Source organism: Franconibacter pulveris (genome assembly GCF_056780215.1).
Map to the genome: position 1 here is coordinate 4,552,255 of NZ_CM165555.1, position 14,349 is coordinate 4,566,603.

Sequence of the window (14,349 nt, forward strand, 5' to 3'; positions counted from 1 at the left end):
AATAACGGATATTCGCTTGGAATCGTTGTATACCGCTTTACTCTACCTTATACAGCCTTTTGTCTGGCTGCGTCTGCTGCTTCGCAGCCGCAAAGCCCCGGCCTACCGCAAGCGCTGGGGAGAACGCTATGGCTATTGCCAGGGCAAAGTCCAGCCAGACGGCATTCTGCTTCATTCCGTTTCCGTAGGAGAGACGCTTGCGGCGATCCCATTGGTTCGCGCGCTGCGTCACCGTTATCCGCGGCTGCCCATTACCGTCACGACCATGACGCCGACCGGCTCTGAGCGCGTACTCTCCGCTTTTGGCAAAGATGTGCATCACGTCTATCTGCCTTACGATCTACCGGGCGCGATGAACCGCTTTCTGAACACGGTGAATCCGAAGCTGGTTATCGTCATGGAGACGGAACTGTGGCCAAATATGGTTTCGGCGCTGCATCAGCGTAAAATTCCACTGGTCATCGCCAATGCGCGCCTTTCCGAACGTTCAGCGCGCGGCTACCAGAAACTGGGCGGCTTTATGCGTCGCCTGTTAAGCAAGATCACGCTTATCGCCGCTCAGAACGAGGAAGATGGCAGCCGTTTTATTGCGCTTGGGCTCAAACGCAATCAACTGGCCGTCACAGGCAGCCTGAAGTTTGATATCTCGGTTACGCCGGAGCTGGCGGCCCGCGCCGTGACGCTGCGTCGGCAGTGGGCGCCGCACCGCAAAGTCTGGATAGCCACCAGCACCCACGACGGCGAAGAAACCATTATTCTTGAAGCCCACCGCACGCTGCTGGAAACCTTTCCTGACCTGCTGCTGATTCTGGTGCCGCGTCATCCGGAGCGCTTCAAAGACGCGCGGGAGATGGTGCAAAAAGCAGGGTTCAGCTTCACGCTGCGCAGCACTGGCGAAATACCTTCTGGCAGCACTCAGGTCGTTATCGGCGATACCATGGGCGAACTGATGCTGTTGTATGGTATTGCCGACCTCGCCTTTGTCGGCGGCAGCCTGGTTGAGCGCGGCGGTCATAACCCGCTTGAGCCGGCGGCGCACGCTATTCCGGTGCTGATGGGCCCGCATACGTTCAATTTCAAAGATATCTGCGCGAAGCTGCAGGAAGCGGACGGGCTTATCACCGTCACTGGTGCAGACTCGCTGGTAAAAGAGATCTCAACGCTGCTGACGGACGAAGATTATCGCCTCTGGTATGGCCGCCACGCGGTGGAGGTTCTGCATCAGAATCAGGGCGCGTTGCAACGTCTTTTGCAGCTTCTGCAGCCTTATCTGCCGCAGCGGAGCCACTGATGACCGCACGTCTTTCAGTGGTGATGATCGCCAAAAACGCGGCGGACGTGCTGGCGGATTGTCTGGCTTCGGTAAGCTGGGCGGATGAGATTGTGCTGCTGGATTCCGGCAGCGAAGATAACACCGTCGCGCTGGCCGAAGCGGCGGGCGTTCGCGTATTTACCTCAGCCGACTGGCAAGGCTACGGCATTCAGCGCCAGCGAGCGCAACAGTACGCCACCGGCGATTATGTTTTGATGATCGATACCGACGAGCGTGTGACGCCAGAACTGGCGCACGCCATTCGGCAGGTGCTTGCTAACCCGCAGCCTGACACAGTCTACAGCATCGCACGCCGGAATCTGTTCCTTGGACGCTTTATGCGTCACAGCGGCTGGTATCCCGATCGCGTAACCCGTCTCTATGCTCGCGAGCGTTACCGCTATAATGACAACCGGGTCCATGAATCGCTGGAAGCGTCCGGCGCGCGCGTGGTAGCGCTACAGGGCGATCTGGAGCACCTGACCTGCCGGGATTTCGCAGGCTTTCAGCGTAAGCAGCTGGCGTACGCCGCCGCCTGGGCGCAGGAACGCCATCAGAAAGGAAAGAAGGTCTCGGCAGCGGCCATTTTCGGCCACACGCTGGGCGCCTTTTGTAAGACGCTGTTATTGCGGGGCGGCGTACTGGATGGCAAACAAGGCTGGCTGCTTGCCGTCGTGAACGCACAGTACACCTTTAACAAATACACCGAGCTGTGGGCGTTAAACCATGGCTATACGGAAAAGAGACCGCTATGACCACTCGCGCTATTTATCCCGGCACGTTTGACCCTATCACCAACGGCCATATCGATATTCTTACCCGCGCTTCCCGCCTGTTTGACGAAGTGATCCTGGCGATTGCCGCCAGCCCGCATAAAAAGACACTGTTTACGCTGGAAGAGCGCGTAGCGCTGGCGCAGAAGGCGACTTCGCATCTGGAAAACGTGCAGGTAGCAGGATTCAGCGATCTGATGGCTAACTTCGCGCGAGCGCAAAACGCCACTATTCTGGTGCGGGGCCTGCGTACTTCGGGTGATTTCGAGTATGAAATGCAGCTGGCGCATATGAACCGTCATCTGATGCCGGAGCTGGAGAGCGTCTTTTTGATGCCCGCTAAAGAGTGGTCATTTATCTCTTCTTCGCTGGTAAAGGAAGTGGCGCGCCACCAGGGCGACGTCTCCCACTTCCTTCCGCAGCATGTGCATCAGGCCCTGCTCGAAAGACTGGCCTGATTATTTCTGGCAGCGGCGGCACCAGTAGGTGCTGCGCTGAGCATGTTTTCCCGCCTGTATCGGCGTACCGCAGACCCGACAGGGTTCCCCTTCGCGGCCATAAACCTGTAGCTGCTGCGCAAAATAGCCAGGTTTGCCGTCACTTTGCAGGAAATCGCGCAGTGTCGTGCCGCCCTGCTCTATCGATCGTAACAGTACAGTCTTGATCGCCTGCGCCAGCAGCTCGCACTCTTTTTTCGATAACGACGAGGCAAGGCGATCAGGGTGGATCCCCGCCGCAAACAGCGACTCGCTGGCATAGATATTACCCACGCCCACCACCAGCTTGTTATCCATCAACCAGGGCTTGATGGCGGTTTTCTTTTTCACGCACTTCGCATGCAGATATTCGCCATTAAACACTTCGCTAAGCGGTTCCGGCCCCAGATGCGCCAGGACGTTATGGCCTTCCAGCTCTTTGGTCCAGAGCCAGGCGCCAAAGCGGCGCGGGTCGGTATAGCGCAGCACTTTGCCGTTGCTCATCACCAGGTCAACGTGATCGTGCTTCTCGGCGGGCCGCTCTTCCGGCAGCACGCGCAGGCTGCCGGACATACCCAGATGGATAATGATCCAGCCATCCGGTAATTCCAGCAGCAGGTATTTAGCCCGGCGTTGTACGCTCAAAACCGGTTTATCGCTTAAGGCATGGATTTCATCAGAGACGGGCCAGCGCAGGCGGCCATTACGCACCACGGCGTGAAGAATGGTTTCGCCAACCAGATGCGGTTCAATACCGCGACGGCTGGTTTCTACCTCGGGTAATTCAGGCATGCTTTCTCTCGTGACCTTGTGTTTATCGGATAACCTTAATATGAGGGTAGCCGGAAAACAAAAAACCCCGCCGAGGCGGGGTTTTTGTACAATCCACTAAAATTATTTAATTTTAGCTTCTTTGTAAAGAACGTGCTGACGAACAACCGGATCGAATTTCTTCAGTTCCAGTTTTTCCGGCTTAGTACGTTTGTTCTTCGTGGTGGTATAGAAGTGACCAGTACCAGCAGAAGAAACCAGCTTGATTTTCTCGCGAATACCTTTAGCCATGATTTAGCTCCTTAGTACTTCTCGCCACGGGCACGCAGTTCAGAAAGAACAACGTCGATGCCTTTTTTATCAATAACACGCATACCTTTAGCAGATACGCGCAGAGTAACGAAACGCTTTTCGCTCTCTACCCAGAAACGGTGAGAGTGCAGGTTCGGCAGAAAACGGCGTTTAGTCGCGTTCAGTGCGTGTGAACGGTTGTTACCGGTCACCGGACGCTTGCCAGTAACTTGGCAGACTCGGGACATGTCTATTCTCCAAAAATCAAATTAGCTCGAGCTTCGTATAGGGTATTGGCGCCTCGTCAGGCCTAAAGCCCGGTCTGGCGGTTCAATGTGAACTCGCGTATGCCAGGCCCAAATGCCAAACCCGAGATTCTCAAAGGTGGCGTAGTATACGCTGCCGGGGCCGTCTGCTCAAGTCCCGAACAGAAAAGATCGCCATGGATCGCCTCGTCTGGCTTATATCCAGCCACGTTCGGCGAAAGAAACGCATTCTCCGCGGCCAATAACCAGATGGTCCAGCACTCTGATATTCATAAACTGGCAGCAATTTATAATGCGTTCGGTAATCATTTTGTCCGCCTTGCTGGGTTCGGCGTGACCGGAAGGATGATTATGCGCAAGGATTACCGCCGCCGCGTTAACTTTTATAGCCTCCCGCACAATTTCCCTCGGGTGTACTTCTACATGATTAAGCGTGCCTGAAAAAAGTTGGCTGTTTTTAATGACGCGGTGCTGATTGTCTAAGAAGATCACCATAAAGATCTCGCGTTGCTCATCGCTAAGCTGGCTCATAAGGAATTCACGCGTCATATCAGGGTTTAATAATGGCTGTTCGTCCTGCACCCAGGAGGCGGCGTAACGCCTGCCTAACTCAGCAATCGCGCTAAGCTGCGCGTATTTCGCCACGCCGATGCCCCCTACCGCGCCCAGTTCCTCAAGCGTTGCCGATAACAGACGACGCAGCGAGCCGAAATGCCCGAGCAACTGTTCCGCCAGCGTAACGACATAAACCCCGCGCTTGCCTGTGCGCAGGAAAATCGCCAACAGTTCCGCATCGCTTAGCTCTTTTGCGCCATAAGTAAGCAGCTTTTCGCGCGGCCCCGCCGGCTGCGTCTTTTCAACCTCCATCACACCTCCTCTGCGTTACGACGGCGTTATCCTGCCACAGATAAGTTTGGCTGGAAGGCTGGTTTGCCACGCTTGCGCGCCATCTCGCAAAGTTGATTTTTTGTACTGCTCCGCCGTTTTTTTGATTGTGGTAAAATGGCCGCCTTATTTGTTGCTAGCGGAAAAAATCATGACTGGGCTTTCCGGAAAAAAAATCGTTCTGGGCGTCAGCGGAGGTATTGCTGCGTATAAGGCGCCTGAGCTGGTGCGGCGCCTGCGCGATCGCGGCGCGGAAGTGAGAGTCGCCATGACAGAAGCGGCAAAGGCGTTTATTACGCCGCTGAGTTTGCAGGCGGTGTCGGGTTATCCCGTTTCCGACAGTTTGCTTGACCCGGCGGCCGAGGCGGCGATGGGCCATATCGAGCTTGGCAAATGGGCAGACCTGGTTATCCTTGCGCCCGCGACTGCCGATCTTATCGCCCGCGTAGCCGCCGGTATGGCGAACGACCTGGTTACGACTATTTGTCTTGCCACACCTTCGCCTGTTGCCGTAGTGCCCGCCATGAATCAGCAGATGTACCGCAACGCCGCAACCCAGCATAATCTGCAAGTACTGGCCTCGCGCGGGTTGCAACTCTGGGGGCCGGACAGCGGCAGCCAGGCCTGCGGCGACATAGGGCCGGGCCGTATGCTTGACCCGATGACGATAGTGGAAATGGCCGCGCTGCATTTCGCGCCTGTCAAAGATCTGCAACATCTCAACATCATGATTACCGCAGGCCCTACCCGCGAGCGGCTGGATCCAGTGCGTTATATTACCAACGACAGCTCCGGCAAGATGGGCTTCGCCATTGCTGCGGCAGCGGCGGCGCGAGGCGCCAACGTCACGCTGGTTTCAGGCCCCGTATCGTTATCTACGCCGCCGTTTGTGCAGCGTGTGGATGTCACTACCGCGCTGGAGATGGAAGCGGAAGTGCAAAAACGCGCGCAGCAGCAGCATATTTTCATTGGTTGCGCTGCCGTGGCGGATTACCGTGCGGCTGAAATCGCCAGTGAAAAAATTAAAAAGCAGGGCGATGAACTCACCCTGACCATGGTGAAAAACCCTGATATTGTGGCGGGCGTAGCTGCGCTTACCCTTAACCGCCCTTATGTCGTCGGGTTTGCCGCCGAAACGAATAATGTGGAAGAATATGCGCGGCAAAAACGCCAGCGTAAAAACCTTGATTTGATTTGCGCGAACGACGTTTCTAAATCTAATCAAGGATTTAACAGCGATAACAACGCTCTGCATCTTTTCTGGCAGGAGGGCGATAAACGCTTACCGCTTGAGCGGAAAGAACGCCTTGGCCATCTTTTATTGGACGAAATCGTTACCCGTTATGATGAAAAAAATCGACGTTAAGATTCTGGACCCGCGCGTGGGCCAGCAGTTCCCACTGCCGACTTACGCTACCGCCGGCTCAGCCGGCCTTGACCTGCGCGCTTGTCTGGATGACGCTGTAGAGCTGGCGCCTGGCGCAACGACGCTTCTGCCGACTGGCCTTGCGATTCACATCGCCGACCCGTCGCTCGCAGCGGTCATCCTGCCGCGCTCAGGGCTTGGCCATAAGCATGGCGTTGTTCTGGGTAACCTGGTGGGCTTGATTGATTCTGATTATCAGGGTCAATTGATGGTTTCCGTCTGGAATCGCGGCCAACAAAGCTTCATTATTGAACCTGGCGAACGCATCGCGCAGATGGTGTTTGTGCCAGTAGTACAGGCAGAATTCAACCTGGTTGAAGCCTTTGATGAGACCGAACGCGGTGAAGGCGGTTTCGGTCACTCCGGGCGGCGATAAGCCCCCGGTTTAAACGCATCCCTTAAGCAAAATAAAGCGAATAAATTACCACAGGCATTACGCCTGTGGTCGCTTGTGGATGCTCGCCTGGCAAGAATGTATTCTCAGGGGTCTTTCAGAACATGTCAGAAAAACAAACTGCGAAAAGGAATCGTCGCGAAGAAATACTTCAGTCTCTGGCCCAGATGCTTGAATCCAGCGATGGCAGTCAGCGCATCACCACGGCGAAACTGGCGGCTTCCGTTGGCGTTTCCGAAGCGGCGCTTTATCGTCACTTCCCCAGCAAAACCCGGATGTTTGATAGCCTCATTGAGTTTATCGAAGACAGCCTTATTACCCGTATCAACCTTATCCTGAAGGATGAGAAAGATACGACCACACGCCTGCGGCTGATTGTGCAGCTCATTCTCGGCTTTGGCGAACGCAACCCGGGGCTAACGCGCATTCTTACCGGTCATGCTTTGATGTTTGAACAGGACCGTTTACAAGGTCGCATTAATCAACTTTTTGAACGTATCGAAGCGCAGTTGAGGCAGGTTTTGCGTGAACGCAGAATGCGCGAAGGCGAAGGGTATGTAACCGATGAAACCCTGCTGGCGAGCCAGCTGCTGGCGTTTTGTGAAGGCATGCTGTCGCGTTTTGTGCGCAGCGAATTCCGCTACAGCCCCACCGACGAGTTTGACTCTCGCTGGCCGCTGCTCGCCGCGCAGCTTCAATAAACAAAAAAGGGCCGCTCGGCCCTTTTTTGTTTTATACCCCGTACTGCTCGCGATATTCGCGCACCGCCGCCAGGTGAACCGCCATCTCCGGTTTTTCTTCCAGATAAGCAATAAGGTCTTTGAGGGTGATGATGGAAATAACGTTGCAGCCGTAATCACGTTCCACTTCCTGAATAGCAGAAATGTCACCGCGTCCGCGCTCCTGTCTGTCGAGAGAAATCAGCACGCCAGCAAGCGTGGCGCCGTTAGCCTGAATAATTTCCATCGACTCACGGATAGCCGTCCCGGCGGTTATCACATCATCCACCAGCATCACGCGCCCCTGCAGCGGGCTACCCACCAGGTTGCCGCCCTCGCCATGATCTTTCGCCTCCTTACGGTTAAAGCAGTAAGGCACGTCGCGTTCATGGTGCTCTGCCAGCGCCACAGCGGTAGTCGTGGCGATGGGAATGCCTTTATAAGCCGGGCCGAAAAGTAGGTCGAAATCAATGCCGGAATCCACCAGCGCTTCTGCATAAAAACGGCCCAACAATGCCAGATCGCGCCCCGTGTTAAATAGCCCGGCGTTGAAGAAATAGGGGCTCGTGCGCCCGGATTTCAGCGTGAATTCCCCAAACTTTAACACCTGTTTGTTAAGGGCGAATTCAATAAACTGGCGCTGATACGGTTTCATGGCTTTGCTCCTCAATAGCGTTTTTTCAGGCATAAAAAAGGCGACTTCACAGTCGCCTTAAAAATTAATTTGCTAACGCCGCCTTCTGCGACGTGACAATGGATTCAATCCCCCCGCGGGCCAGCGCCAGCAGCGAGAGCAACTCGTCATGCGTAAACGGCTCACCTTCCGCTGTGCCTTGCACTTCAATAATGCGGCCATCTTCGGTCATTACGACATTCATGTCGGTTTCCGCAGCGGAATCTTCCACATATTCCAGATCGCAAACCGCCTCGCCATTCACGATGCCTACGGAAACCGCCGCCACCATGCCCTTCATCGGGTTGGTTTTCAGCTTGCCGCCAGCGACCATCGCGTTAAGCGCGTCTGCCAGCGCCACGCAGGCGCCTGTAATAGAGGCAGTGCGGGTGCCGCCATCCGCCTGCAAAACATCACAGTCAAGCGTAATGGTGTATTCGCCCAGCGCTTTTAAATCTACCGCAGCGCGCAGCGAACGCGCGATTAACCGCTGAATTTCCAGCGTGCGGCCGCCCTGTTTGCCTTTTGCGGCTTCGCGAGCGTTACGGGTATGGGTTGAACGCGGCAGCATGCCGTATTCGGCAGTTATCCATCCTTGCCCCTGCCCTTTCAGAAAGCGCGGCACGCCTTCTTCAATGGTGGCGGTGCAAAGCACTTTGGTATCGCCAAACTCAACCAGCACGGAGCCTTCAGCGTGTTTAGTGTAGTGACGGGTCAGGGTAACTGGGCGCACTTGGGTAGCGCTACGGCCTGATGGACGCATGAATTTCTCTCCGGCTTGTAACAGATGTGGCTGCGCATTATACGGGCTTAAGGCGCTTATTCCTATCCTGGCAGGCCAGGGGTAGCTATAATCGCATCACTCTTTTTAAAAACAGGTATGACTATGATCCGCAGCATGACCGCCTACGCCCGGCGTGAAATTAAGGGTAACTGGGGTAGCGCCGCCTGGGAATTACGCTCGGTAAACCAGCGCTATCTGGAAACCTATATTCGCCTGCCGGAACAGTTCCGCAGCCTGGAACCTGTAGCCCGCGAGCGCATCCGTAATCGTCTGACTCGCGGTAAAATTGAGTGCACGCTGCGCTTTGAGCCTGACGCCAGCGCGCAAGGGGAACTCATCCTCAACGAAAAACTGGCGAAGCAGTTGGTCAGCGCCGCGAACTGGGTGAAAATGCAAAGCGATGAAGGCGAGATAAACCCGCTCGATATTTTGCGCTGGCCAGGCGTAATGGCCGCGCAGGAACAGGATCTGGACGCTATCGCCGCTGATATCCTGTCGGCGCTGGACGGCGCGCTGGATGACTTTATCGTGGCGCGTGAAACCGAAGGTCAGGCGCTCAAAACGCTTATTGAGCAGCGTCTGGAAGGGGTAAGCGCGGAGGTGACTAAAGTCCGTGCGCAAATGCCCGCCGTCCTGCAATGGCAGCGTGAAAGGCTGGTCACGAAGCTTGAAGAAGCGCAGGTACAGCTTGAAAATAACCGCCTGGAGCAGGAACTGGTGCTGATGGCGCAGCGCATCGACGTGGCCGAAGAGCTGGATCGCCTCGATGCGCATATTAAAGAAACTTACAACATCCTGAAGAAAAAAGAGGCGGTGGGTCGCCGTCTCGACTTTATGATGCAGGAATTCAACCGCGAGTCGAATACGCTGGCGTCTAAATCAATTAACGCCGAAGTGACCAACTCAGCTATAGAACTGAAAGTGCTGATTGAGCAGATGCGTGAACAGATTCAGAATATTGAGTAACGTTTCACGCGATCTGGCATTGCCTCACTAAGTCACATCAGGACAAAAAGGCCATTGTAAATCATGGCTTTTTTGTTTTATGTAGTCTCATATCGTATCACTAAAGCGCGTGTTTAATGTGTACATAGACGTGTACATATTGGCATTCATGACACGCAAGTTTATGTATACAGCAATGAGACAAGATAAGCATGGCAAAACTGACAGATCTACAAATCAGAGCATGGATAAAGTCGGGCGAACATTTTGATGGGCGTACTGATGGTAAGGGGGTGTATCTATGCTTCCCCAAGAATTACTCAACATGATTTTCGGCGTACTGCACGCTCACATCTGGCAGCGTTATATGTTGAGCCGGTAGTTGCAGAGCGCAGCCTGAATTATAGAATCAAAGGTGTTGAGGGGACTTACAACCTTTCTCAGTGCTTCGATGAGAGGAAGCATGCATTAGAGATGTGGGCTAATTTGCTTACATCCTTAAAAAGAGGTCAGGGCTGTAGCTATAACGTGATGCCGTTGAGAAAAGCTATGGCATAAAGGAAAACGCATCCAGTTTTGTGTTAAAAATATTAGATATTTCAAGATAATGGTTTCGAATGTGAACTGGCACAGGATTCTGGATAATAGTTTAGATTTTCACCATTATCTTCTTGTAATATGCCAAAAAGGGTGAAACAGCACCTTCTATTTTGGATGGAACCATATGGCAATTTCAAAAACGAATGGTCAATCTAAGTCCAAGCGTAAAACTGAAGTTCCGGGCCAAGCGCTAGGCTACAGCCTACAATTTACACGACTGACTCATTTGTTGCTCGAAGCTCCTGAGGGTAGTTTATGCAGTTTGGAGCTACTTGATGATGTTGCCCAAGAAAGTAATTCAGGTGACATCACATTCATCCAAAGTAAAAGCGCTCTTACAGCTAATCCTGTAACTGATCGTGCAAAATCATTATGGAAAACGCTTTCTAATTGGATCGATCTTGTTACCTCTCAGGGTTTCGAAGTAGAAAAAGCCATTTTTGAGCTATATGTATCACGCCCAGTTGAAGGGGATATTGTTAAAAAGCTTAATGAAGCTAAAACGCTAAAGGATGCTCAGAAAGCCATTGCCCAAGCCCGAACTGAATTATGGGGAGAGTCACCACATTTCACTTTGAAGAATGGAGTTTCTAAAGAGATTTCAAAATACGTCGAAAAAGTCTTTACTGCAGACCCAAACCTTCTTCAACAACTTATTTGCAACTTTCAACTGACACTTGGTAGTGGTAGCCCACAAGCAGACCTTGAAGCATGCGTGAGAAGTCATCCAGTATCTCCTTCAAAGGTTAGCGATATTACTAATTATCTTTGCGGAAAAGTGAAACGCCACATAGATATGCTTCTAGAGGCGGGAAAACCTGCTGTCATTGCCCGCGATGATTTTTACAGCTGGTACAGAGCATATGTTCAGAAAATTGATCGCCAGGTAGTCCTTTCTAGCCGTGCTCAGGCTCCCGTAGAGGAGATCTCCCGGGAGTATTTACCTGATAAATTCGTGCAACAATTAGAGATTATTGGCCTACCTTACGAAGACTTACTCGGCGCTGTAAGCGATTATTTAATGGCTTCATTCGACCGAACTGACTGGGCTGCACGGGGAGAAATTGACGAAACCTCATTTGATGATTTGGACGCTGTGCTACAGCGAACTTGGAAGAATAAACAGAGAACATGTAAATTAACGTATAAAGAACGATCAGAACAGGATCAAGGTCAAATACTGTACTTTGAATGTATGCAGTTCAATACACCAGTGCAGGCAATGTCTACGCCAAGCCATTTTATCCCTGGTTGCTACCATATTTTGGCTGATAGCTTAGCCGTAGGTTGGCATCCAAACTATGAGTTACAGCTGAAGAATAAGAAGGTTGCATAAGATGCTGGCAAGAGAAGTCCAAAATGTTCAAAACCCAGCGTTAGGTGCTGCACTTATATGGCGGTTTTGTTGCGGTTATGTCGAAACTCATCACGTAAGCTCTCCCCCTCCTCTTCCTTTTCTCTTTCTTGTGCTTCCTATTATTCTGCATCAAGAGACTTCTGAATTTGTAAAACGAACCTATAAAAGTTCAGGGCTACGGGCATTTGCAGCAAAGTTTGGTGACTCATCAGTATGTAAGCAGGATTTGCTGTTCCAAATTCATGAACGTTCAATTCGTTGGCGTCAGCTCAGCCTGCAATCAATTGAGCTTGCAGTCGCAGGCAATCTACTCAAACTACAAGATGCGGGTGATGTAATTCCTTTATCGAAACCAAAGGCGAGAGGGTTACCGGACGAGGTAAAGACACTCATAAATTTGGCAGAAAAACTGGGGTCTTGGTTTGCCGAGCTCTCAGTTCATGAAGTTGTAACAACTTTAAAGGTGAAACTCTAATGTATTTCCAGATTCGAGGTATCATACTCTGGCCACGAAATAAAAATTTTCAGCCTCATACCATTCGTTTTGAACTCGGCAAAGTAAATGTTATTAGTGGCGCCTCACGTACTGGTAAATCGGCAGTTATCCCCATCATCGATTATTGTTTGGGAGCCAATACCTGTTCAATTCCAGTAAAGACTATTCGTAAATATTGTGAATGGTTTGGAATCGTAGTGGCAACAGAGCAAGGTGAAAAACTGTTGGCACGAAAAGAACCGGGAAACCAACGTAATACCACTGATATGTATGTGCTAGAGGCTGAAAATATTACCTCAATCCCTAGGCGACTGGAAAAAAATACTAACGTTATTGCGGTAAAGAGAATGCTTGATGATTTGGCTAACCTTTCTAACCTTGACTTTTCAGGTGGTGATGAAAACTCAGGATTTGATGGTCGCCCAGCTTTTCGCGATTTGGCTGCTTTCACATTTCAACCGCAAAACGTTGTTGCCAACCCAGATGTTTTATTTTTCAAAACCAATACCTATGAGCATAGGGAAAAATTGCGGAAGATTTTTCCCTATGTCCTTGGCGCAATAACATCTGGATTAATGGCTAAACAGTTCGAACTGAATAGAACTCGCCTATTTTTACGCCGCAAAGAGCGAGAGCTTAAAGATGCCCAGGATATATCAGCTCAATGGCTTGCTGATTTAAAATCTAAGTATAGTGAGGCCCAAGAACTTGGCTTGGTTCCTAAACCACAGGAACAGTTATCTCGAGAGCAGATGATTAGGCAGCTTGAAGAAGTCATTTCGCGAACCGATCTAACATTGAAGGTAACAGTATCAACTATTTCAGATGCTTTGAGTGAATTAAATACTCTCGAAAGCGAAGAGCGATTAGTTTCTCGTGAATTAACTACAATGCGTCACCGTCTTGAAGAGATGAATCGTCTACGAGTTGGAATGCATCAATATGAAAATGCCCTATCAATGCAACGAGACCGGCTTCAAATTTCTGGCTGGCTATTATCTAATACGAATGATGAGTCGGATTGCCCCATGTGTGGTAGTCATACTGCTTCTGCCAAGCAAAAACTACAAGGCCTTGTCCAACGTCTGACAGATGTTGAGGCTACGGTAGGGGCTGATACCTATAAGGAAGTTCCAGCCGCATTTGATAGAGAGCTACAACGTGTAACTACTGAAGTGGCTAACGCTACTGAGCATTTAAAATCCATACAGTCACGTAAGCGAACCCTAACGAGTAGATCGAAGGAGGCTCGTGAGCAGCAGTTTTCTGCTAGGCGTGCTGAGCGTTTTATCGGCAATGTCGAAGCTGCGCTAGAGTTACATAGAAAATTAGGCAGCGACAGTGAACTTGTTGAAGAAGTAGGAAAACTTAAAGAAATAGTACTGACCTTGGAAAAAGAGTTACGTGAAAAAGATATCGAATTGCGTAAAAAACAAGCATTAAAAGTTATTAATGCTCAAGCCGGTAAAATTCTTCAGGGTTTAGATGTTGAAGACCCAAATGCACCTATTTCTTTAGAAATTAATGATCTAACAATAAAGGTGTTAGGAGATGAGCGTGATGATTATCTTTCGGAGATAGGAAGTGGGTCAAATTGGCTCTCCTACCATTTGGCAGTGTTGCTTTCCCTCCACCAGTTTTATTTAAGTCAAAAAAATAACCCAGTTCCTAGTTTTCTTATTCTTGACCAACCAAGCCAGGTCTATTTCCCTAAATCTACTCAGTTTCCAAATATTGCTAATGAAGATGAGCCAAAACTTCGTGATGAAGACGTTGAAGCTGTTAGACAGGCATTTAAAGCAATGAGCAGTGTGGTAATCAAGGAAAAAGGTAAACTTCAACTAATCGTTTTGGATCATGCACCACGCGAAGTTTGGGGAGAAATTGATGGTGTTTTTGGATTACCAGAGTGGCGTGATGGAATTAAATTGGTTCCGATGGAATGGTTGACTAATGTTTAGGCAAAACAAGTCCTTTTTCCGTTATGAAATTTAGGGTAAATATAAAACCAATCAGACATAGAATATATTATCTGGTTGGCTTTACGTCTATATGCCTTCTCATATTTAGCTCTGTCATAAATATTTGCCAGCCCTTAAAGTAATTAATAACAATAGATGTTGGAATGAATGAAATCATTAAAATATTTGATACCAGCCCCGAAGAAGTTACAGTAAAATT

16 protein-coding genes and 1 pseudogene are annotated in these 14,349 nt (G+C 50.7%); 11 read left to right on the forward strand and 6 right to left on the reverse strand.

The genetic code is table 11. The annotated features are described in order from the left end of the window. Window positions 1–16: 16 nt before the first annotated feature. The 3 genes from waaA to coaD are packed head-to-tail and all read left to right on the forward strand — an operon-like array spanning window position 17 to window position 2,543. Complete coding sequence (waaA, locus tag ACU4F7_RS21455; RefSeq protein ID WP_029589919.1) at window positions 17–1,291, forward strand: lipid IV(A) 3-deoxy-D-manno-octulosonic acid transferase; 1,275 nt, start codon at window positions 17–19, stop codon at window positions 1,289–1,291. Next, entirely contained in the window at window positions 1,291–2,067 is a 777-nt protein-coding gene (locus ACU4F7_RS21460; protein ID WP_481637733.1) for a glycosyltransferase family 2 protein, read from the forward strand. The genes waaA and ACU4F7_RS21460 overlap by 1 nt, the downstream gene beginning before the upstream one ends. Next, a complete protein-coding gene (gene coaD, locus ACU4F7_RS21465) occupies window positions 2,064–2,543 on the forward strand; it encodes a pantetheine-phosphate adenylyltransferase (RefSeq protein ID WP_481637734.1) in 480 nt (159 codons plus the stop codon). The genes ACU4F7_RS21460 and coaD overlap by 4 nt, the downstream gene beginning before the upstream one ends. Here the strand turns inward: coaD and mutM are convergent, their stop codons facing one another. The 4 genes from mutM to radC form a co-directional block, all read right to left on the reverse strand. Beyond that, a complete protein-coding gene (mutM, locus tag ACU4F7_RS21470) occupies window positions 2,544–3,353 on the reverse strand; it encodes a bifunctional DNA-formamidopyrimidine glycosylase/DNA-(apurinic or apyrimidinic site) lyase (RefSeq protein ID WP_481637735.1) in 810 nt (269 codons plus the stop codon). A 102-nt stretch (window positions 3,354–3,455) separates the two neighbouring features. Further along, entirely contained in the window at window positions 3,456–3,623 is a 168-nt protein-coding gene (rpmG, locus tag ACU4F7_RS21475) for a 50S ribosomal protein L33 (protein WP_003024094.1), read from the reverse strand. Window positions 3,624–3,634: 11 nt separating this feature from the next. Next, on the reverse strand, window positions 3,635–3,871 hold the full coding sequence (rpmB, locus tag ACU4F7_RS21480; RefSeq protein WP_004388471.1) for a 50S ribosomal protein L28: 237 nt from the start codon (window positions 3,869–3,871) through the stop codon (window positions 3,635–3,637). 213 nt (window positions 3,872–4,084) lie between these two features. Beyond that, the gene (gene radC, locus ACU4F7_RS21485; RefSeq protein ID WP_029589923.1) at window positions 4,085–4,756 is read right to left on the reverse strand and encodes a RadC family protein; all 672 of its coding nucleotides are present in this window, start codon (window positions 4,754–4,756) and stop codon (window positions 4,085–4,087) included. Window positions 4,757–4,925: 169 nt separating this feature from the next. On the opposite strand from radC, the gene coaBC reads away from it, so the two are divergent. The 3 genes from coaBC to slmA all read left to right on the forward strand — a co-directional run bounded on the left by coaBC (window position 4,926) and on the right by slmA (window position 7,295). Next, complete coding sequence (gene coaBC / locus ACU4F7_RS21490; protein WP_024557869.1) at window positions 4,926–6,140, forward strand: bifunctional phosphopantothenoylcysteine decarboxylase/phosphopantothenate--cysteine ligase CoaBC; 1,215 nt, start codon at window positions 4,926–4,928, stop codon at window positions 6,138–6,140. Continuing rightward, a complete protein-coding gene (gene dut / locus ACU4F7_RS21495) occupies window positions 6,118–6,576 on the forward strand; it encodes a dUTP diphosphatase (RefSeq protein ID WP_024557868.1) in 459 nt (152 codons plus the stop codon). The genes coaBC and dut overlap by 23 nt, the downstream gene beginning before the upstream one ends. 122 nt (window positions 6,577–6,698) lie before the next feature. Beyond that, entirely contained in the window at window positions 6,699–7,295 is a 597-nt protein-coding gene (slmA, locus tag ACU4F7_RS21500) for a nucleoid occlusion factor SlmA (RefSeq protein WP_029589924.1), read from the forward strand. A gap of 31 nt (window positions 7,296–7,326) precedes the next feature. On the opposite strand, the gene pyrE is transcribed toward slmA, so the two are convergent. Then, window positions 7,327–7,968: an orotate phosphoribosyltransferase gene (pyrE, locus tag ACU4F7_RS21505; protein WP_024557866.1), complete on the reverse strand. Its 642-nt coding sequence runs from the start codon at window positions 7,966–7,968 to the stop codon at window positions 7,327–7,329. 64 nt (window positions 7,969–8,032) lie between these two features. Further along, window positions 8,033–8,749: a ribonuclease PH gene (rph, locus tag ACU4F7_RS21510; RefSeq protein ID WP_029589925.1), complete on the reverse strand. Its 717-nt coding sequence runs from the start codon at window positions 8,747–8,749 to the stop codon at window positions 8,033–8,035. Window positions 8,750–8,872: 123 nt separating this feature from the next. Here rph and ACU4F7_RS21515 point away from each other — a divergent pair, with 123 nt between their 5' ends. The 5 genes and pseudogenes from ACU4F7_RS21515 to ACU4F7_RS21535 all read left to right on the forward strand — a co-directional run bounded on the left by ACU4F7_RS21515 (window position 8,873) and on the right by ACU4F7_RS21535 (window position 14,129). Next, window positions 8,873–9,736 carry a YicC/YloC family endoribonuclease gene (locus tag ACU4F7_RS21515; RefSeq protein ID WP_029589926.1) on the forward strand — a complete coding sequence of 288 codons (864 nt, stop codon included), beginning with the start codon at window positions 8,873–8,875 and terminating at the stop codon, window positions 9,734–9,736. A 288-nt stretch (window positions 9,737–10,024) separates the two neighbouring features. Beyond that, window positions 10,025–10,273 (forward strand): annotated as a pseudogene (locus ACU4F7_RS21520) (tyrosine-type recombinase/integrase); the annotation flags it as partial. 166 nt (window positions 10,274–10,439) lie between these two features. After that, window positions 10,440–11,651 carry an ABC-three component system protein gene (locus tag ACU4F7_RS21525; protein ID WP_481637736.1) on the forward strand — a complete coding sequence of 404 codons (1,212 nt, stop codon included), beginning with the start codon at window positions 10,440–10,442 and terminating at the stop codon, window positions 11,649–11,651. A gap of 1 nt (window position 11,652) precedes the next feature. After that, window positions 11,653–12,147 carry a three component ABC system middle component gene (locus ACU4F7_RS21530; protein WP_481637737.1) on the forward strand — a complete coding sequence of 165 codons (495 nt, stop codon included), beginning with the start codon at window positions 11,653–11,655 and terminating at the stop codon, window positions 12,145–12,147. Further along, on the forward strand, window positions 12,147–14,129 hold the full coding sequence (locus tag ACU4F7_RS21535; protein ID WP_481637738.1) for a DUF3732 domain-containing protein: 1,983 nt from the start codon (window positions 12,147–12,149) through the stop codon (window positions 14,127–14,129). The genes ACU4F7_RS21530 and ACU4F7_RS21535 overlap by 1 nt, the downstream gene beginning before the upstream one ends. The last annotated feature ends 220 nt before the right edge of the window (window positions 14,130–14,349 follow it).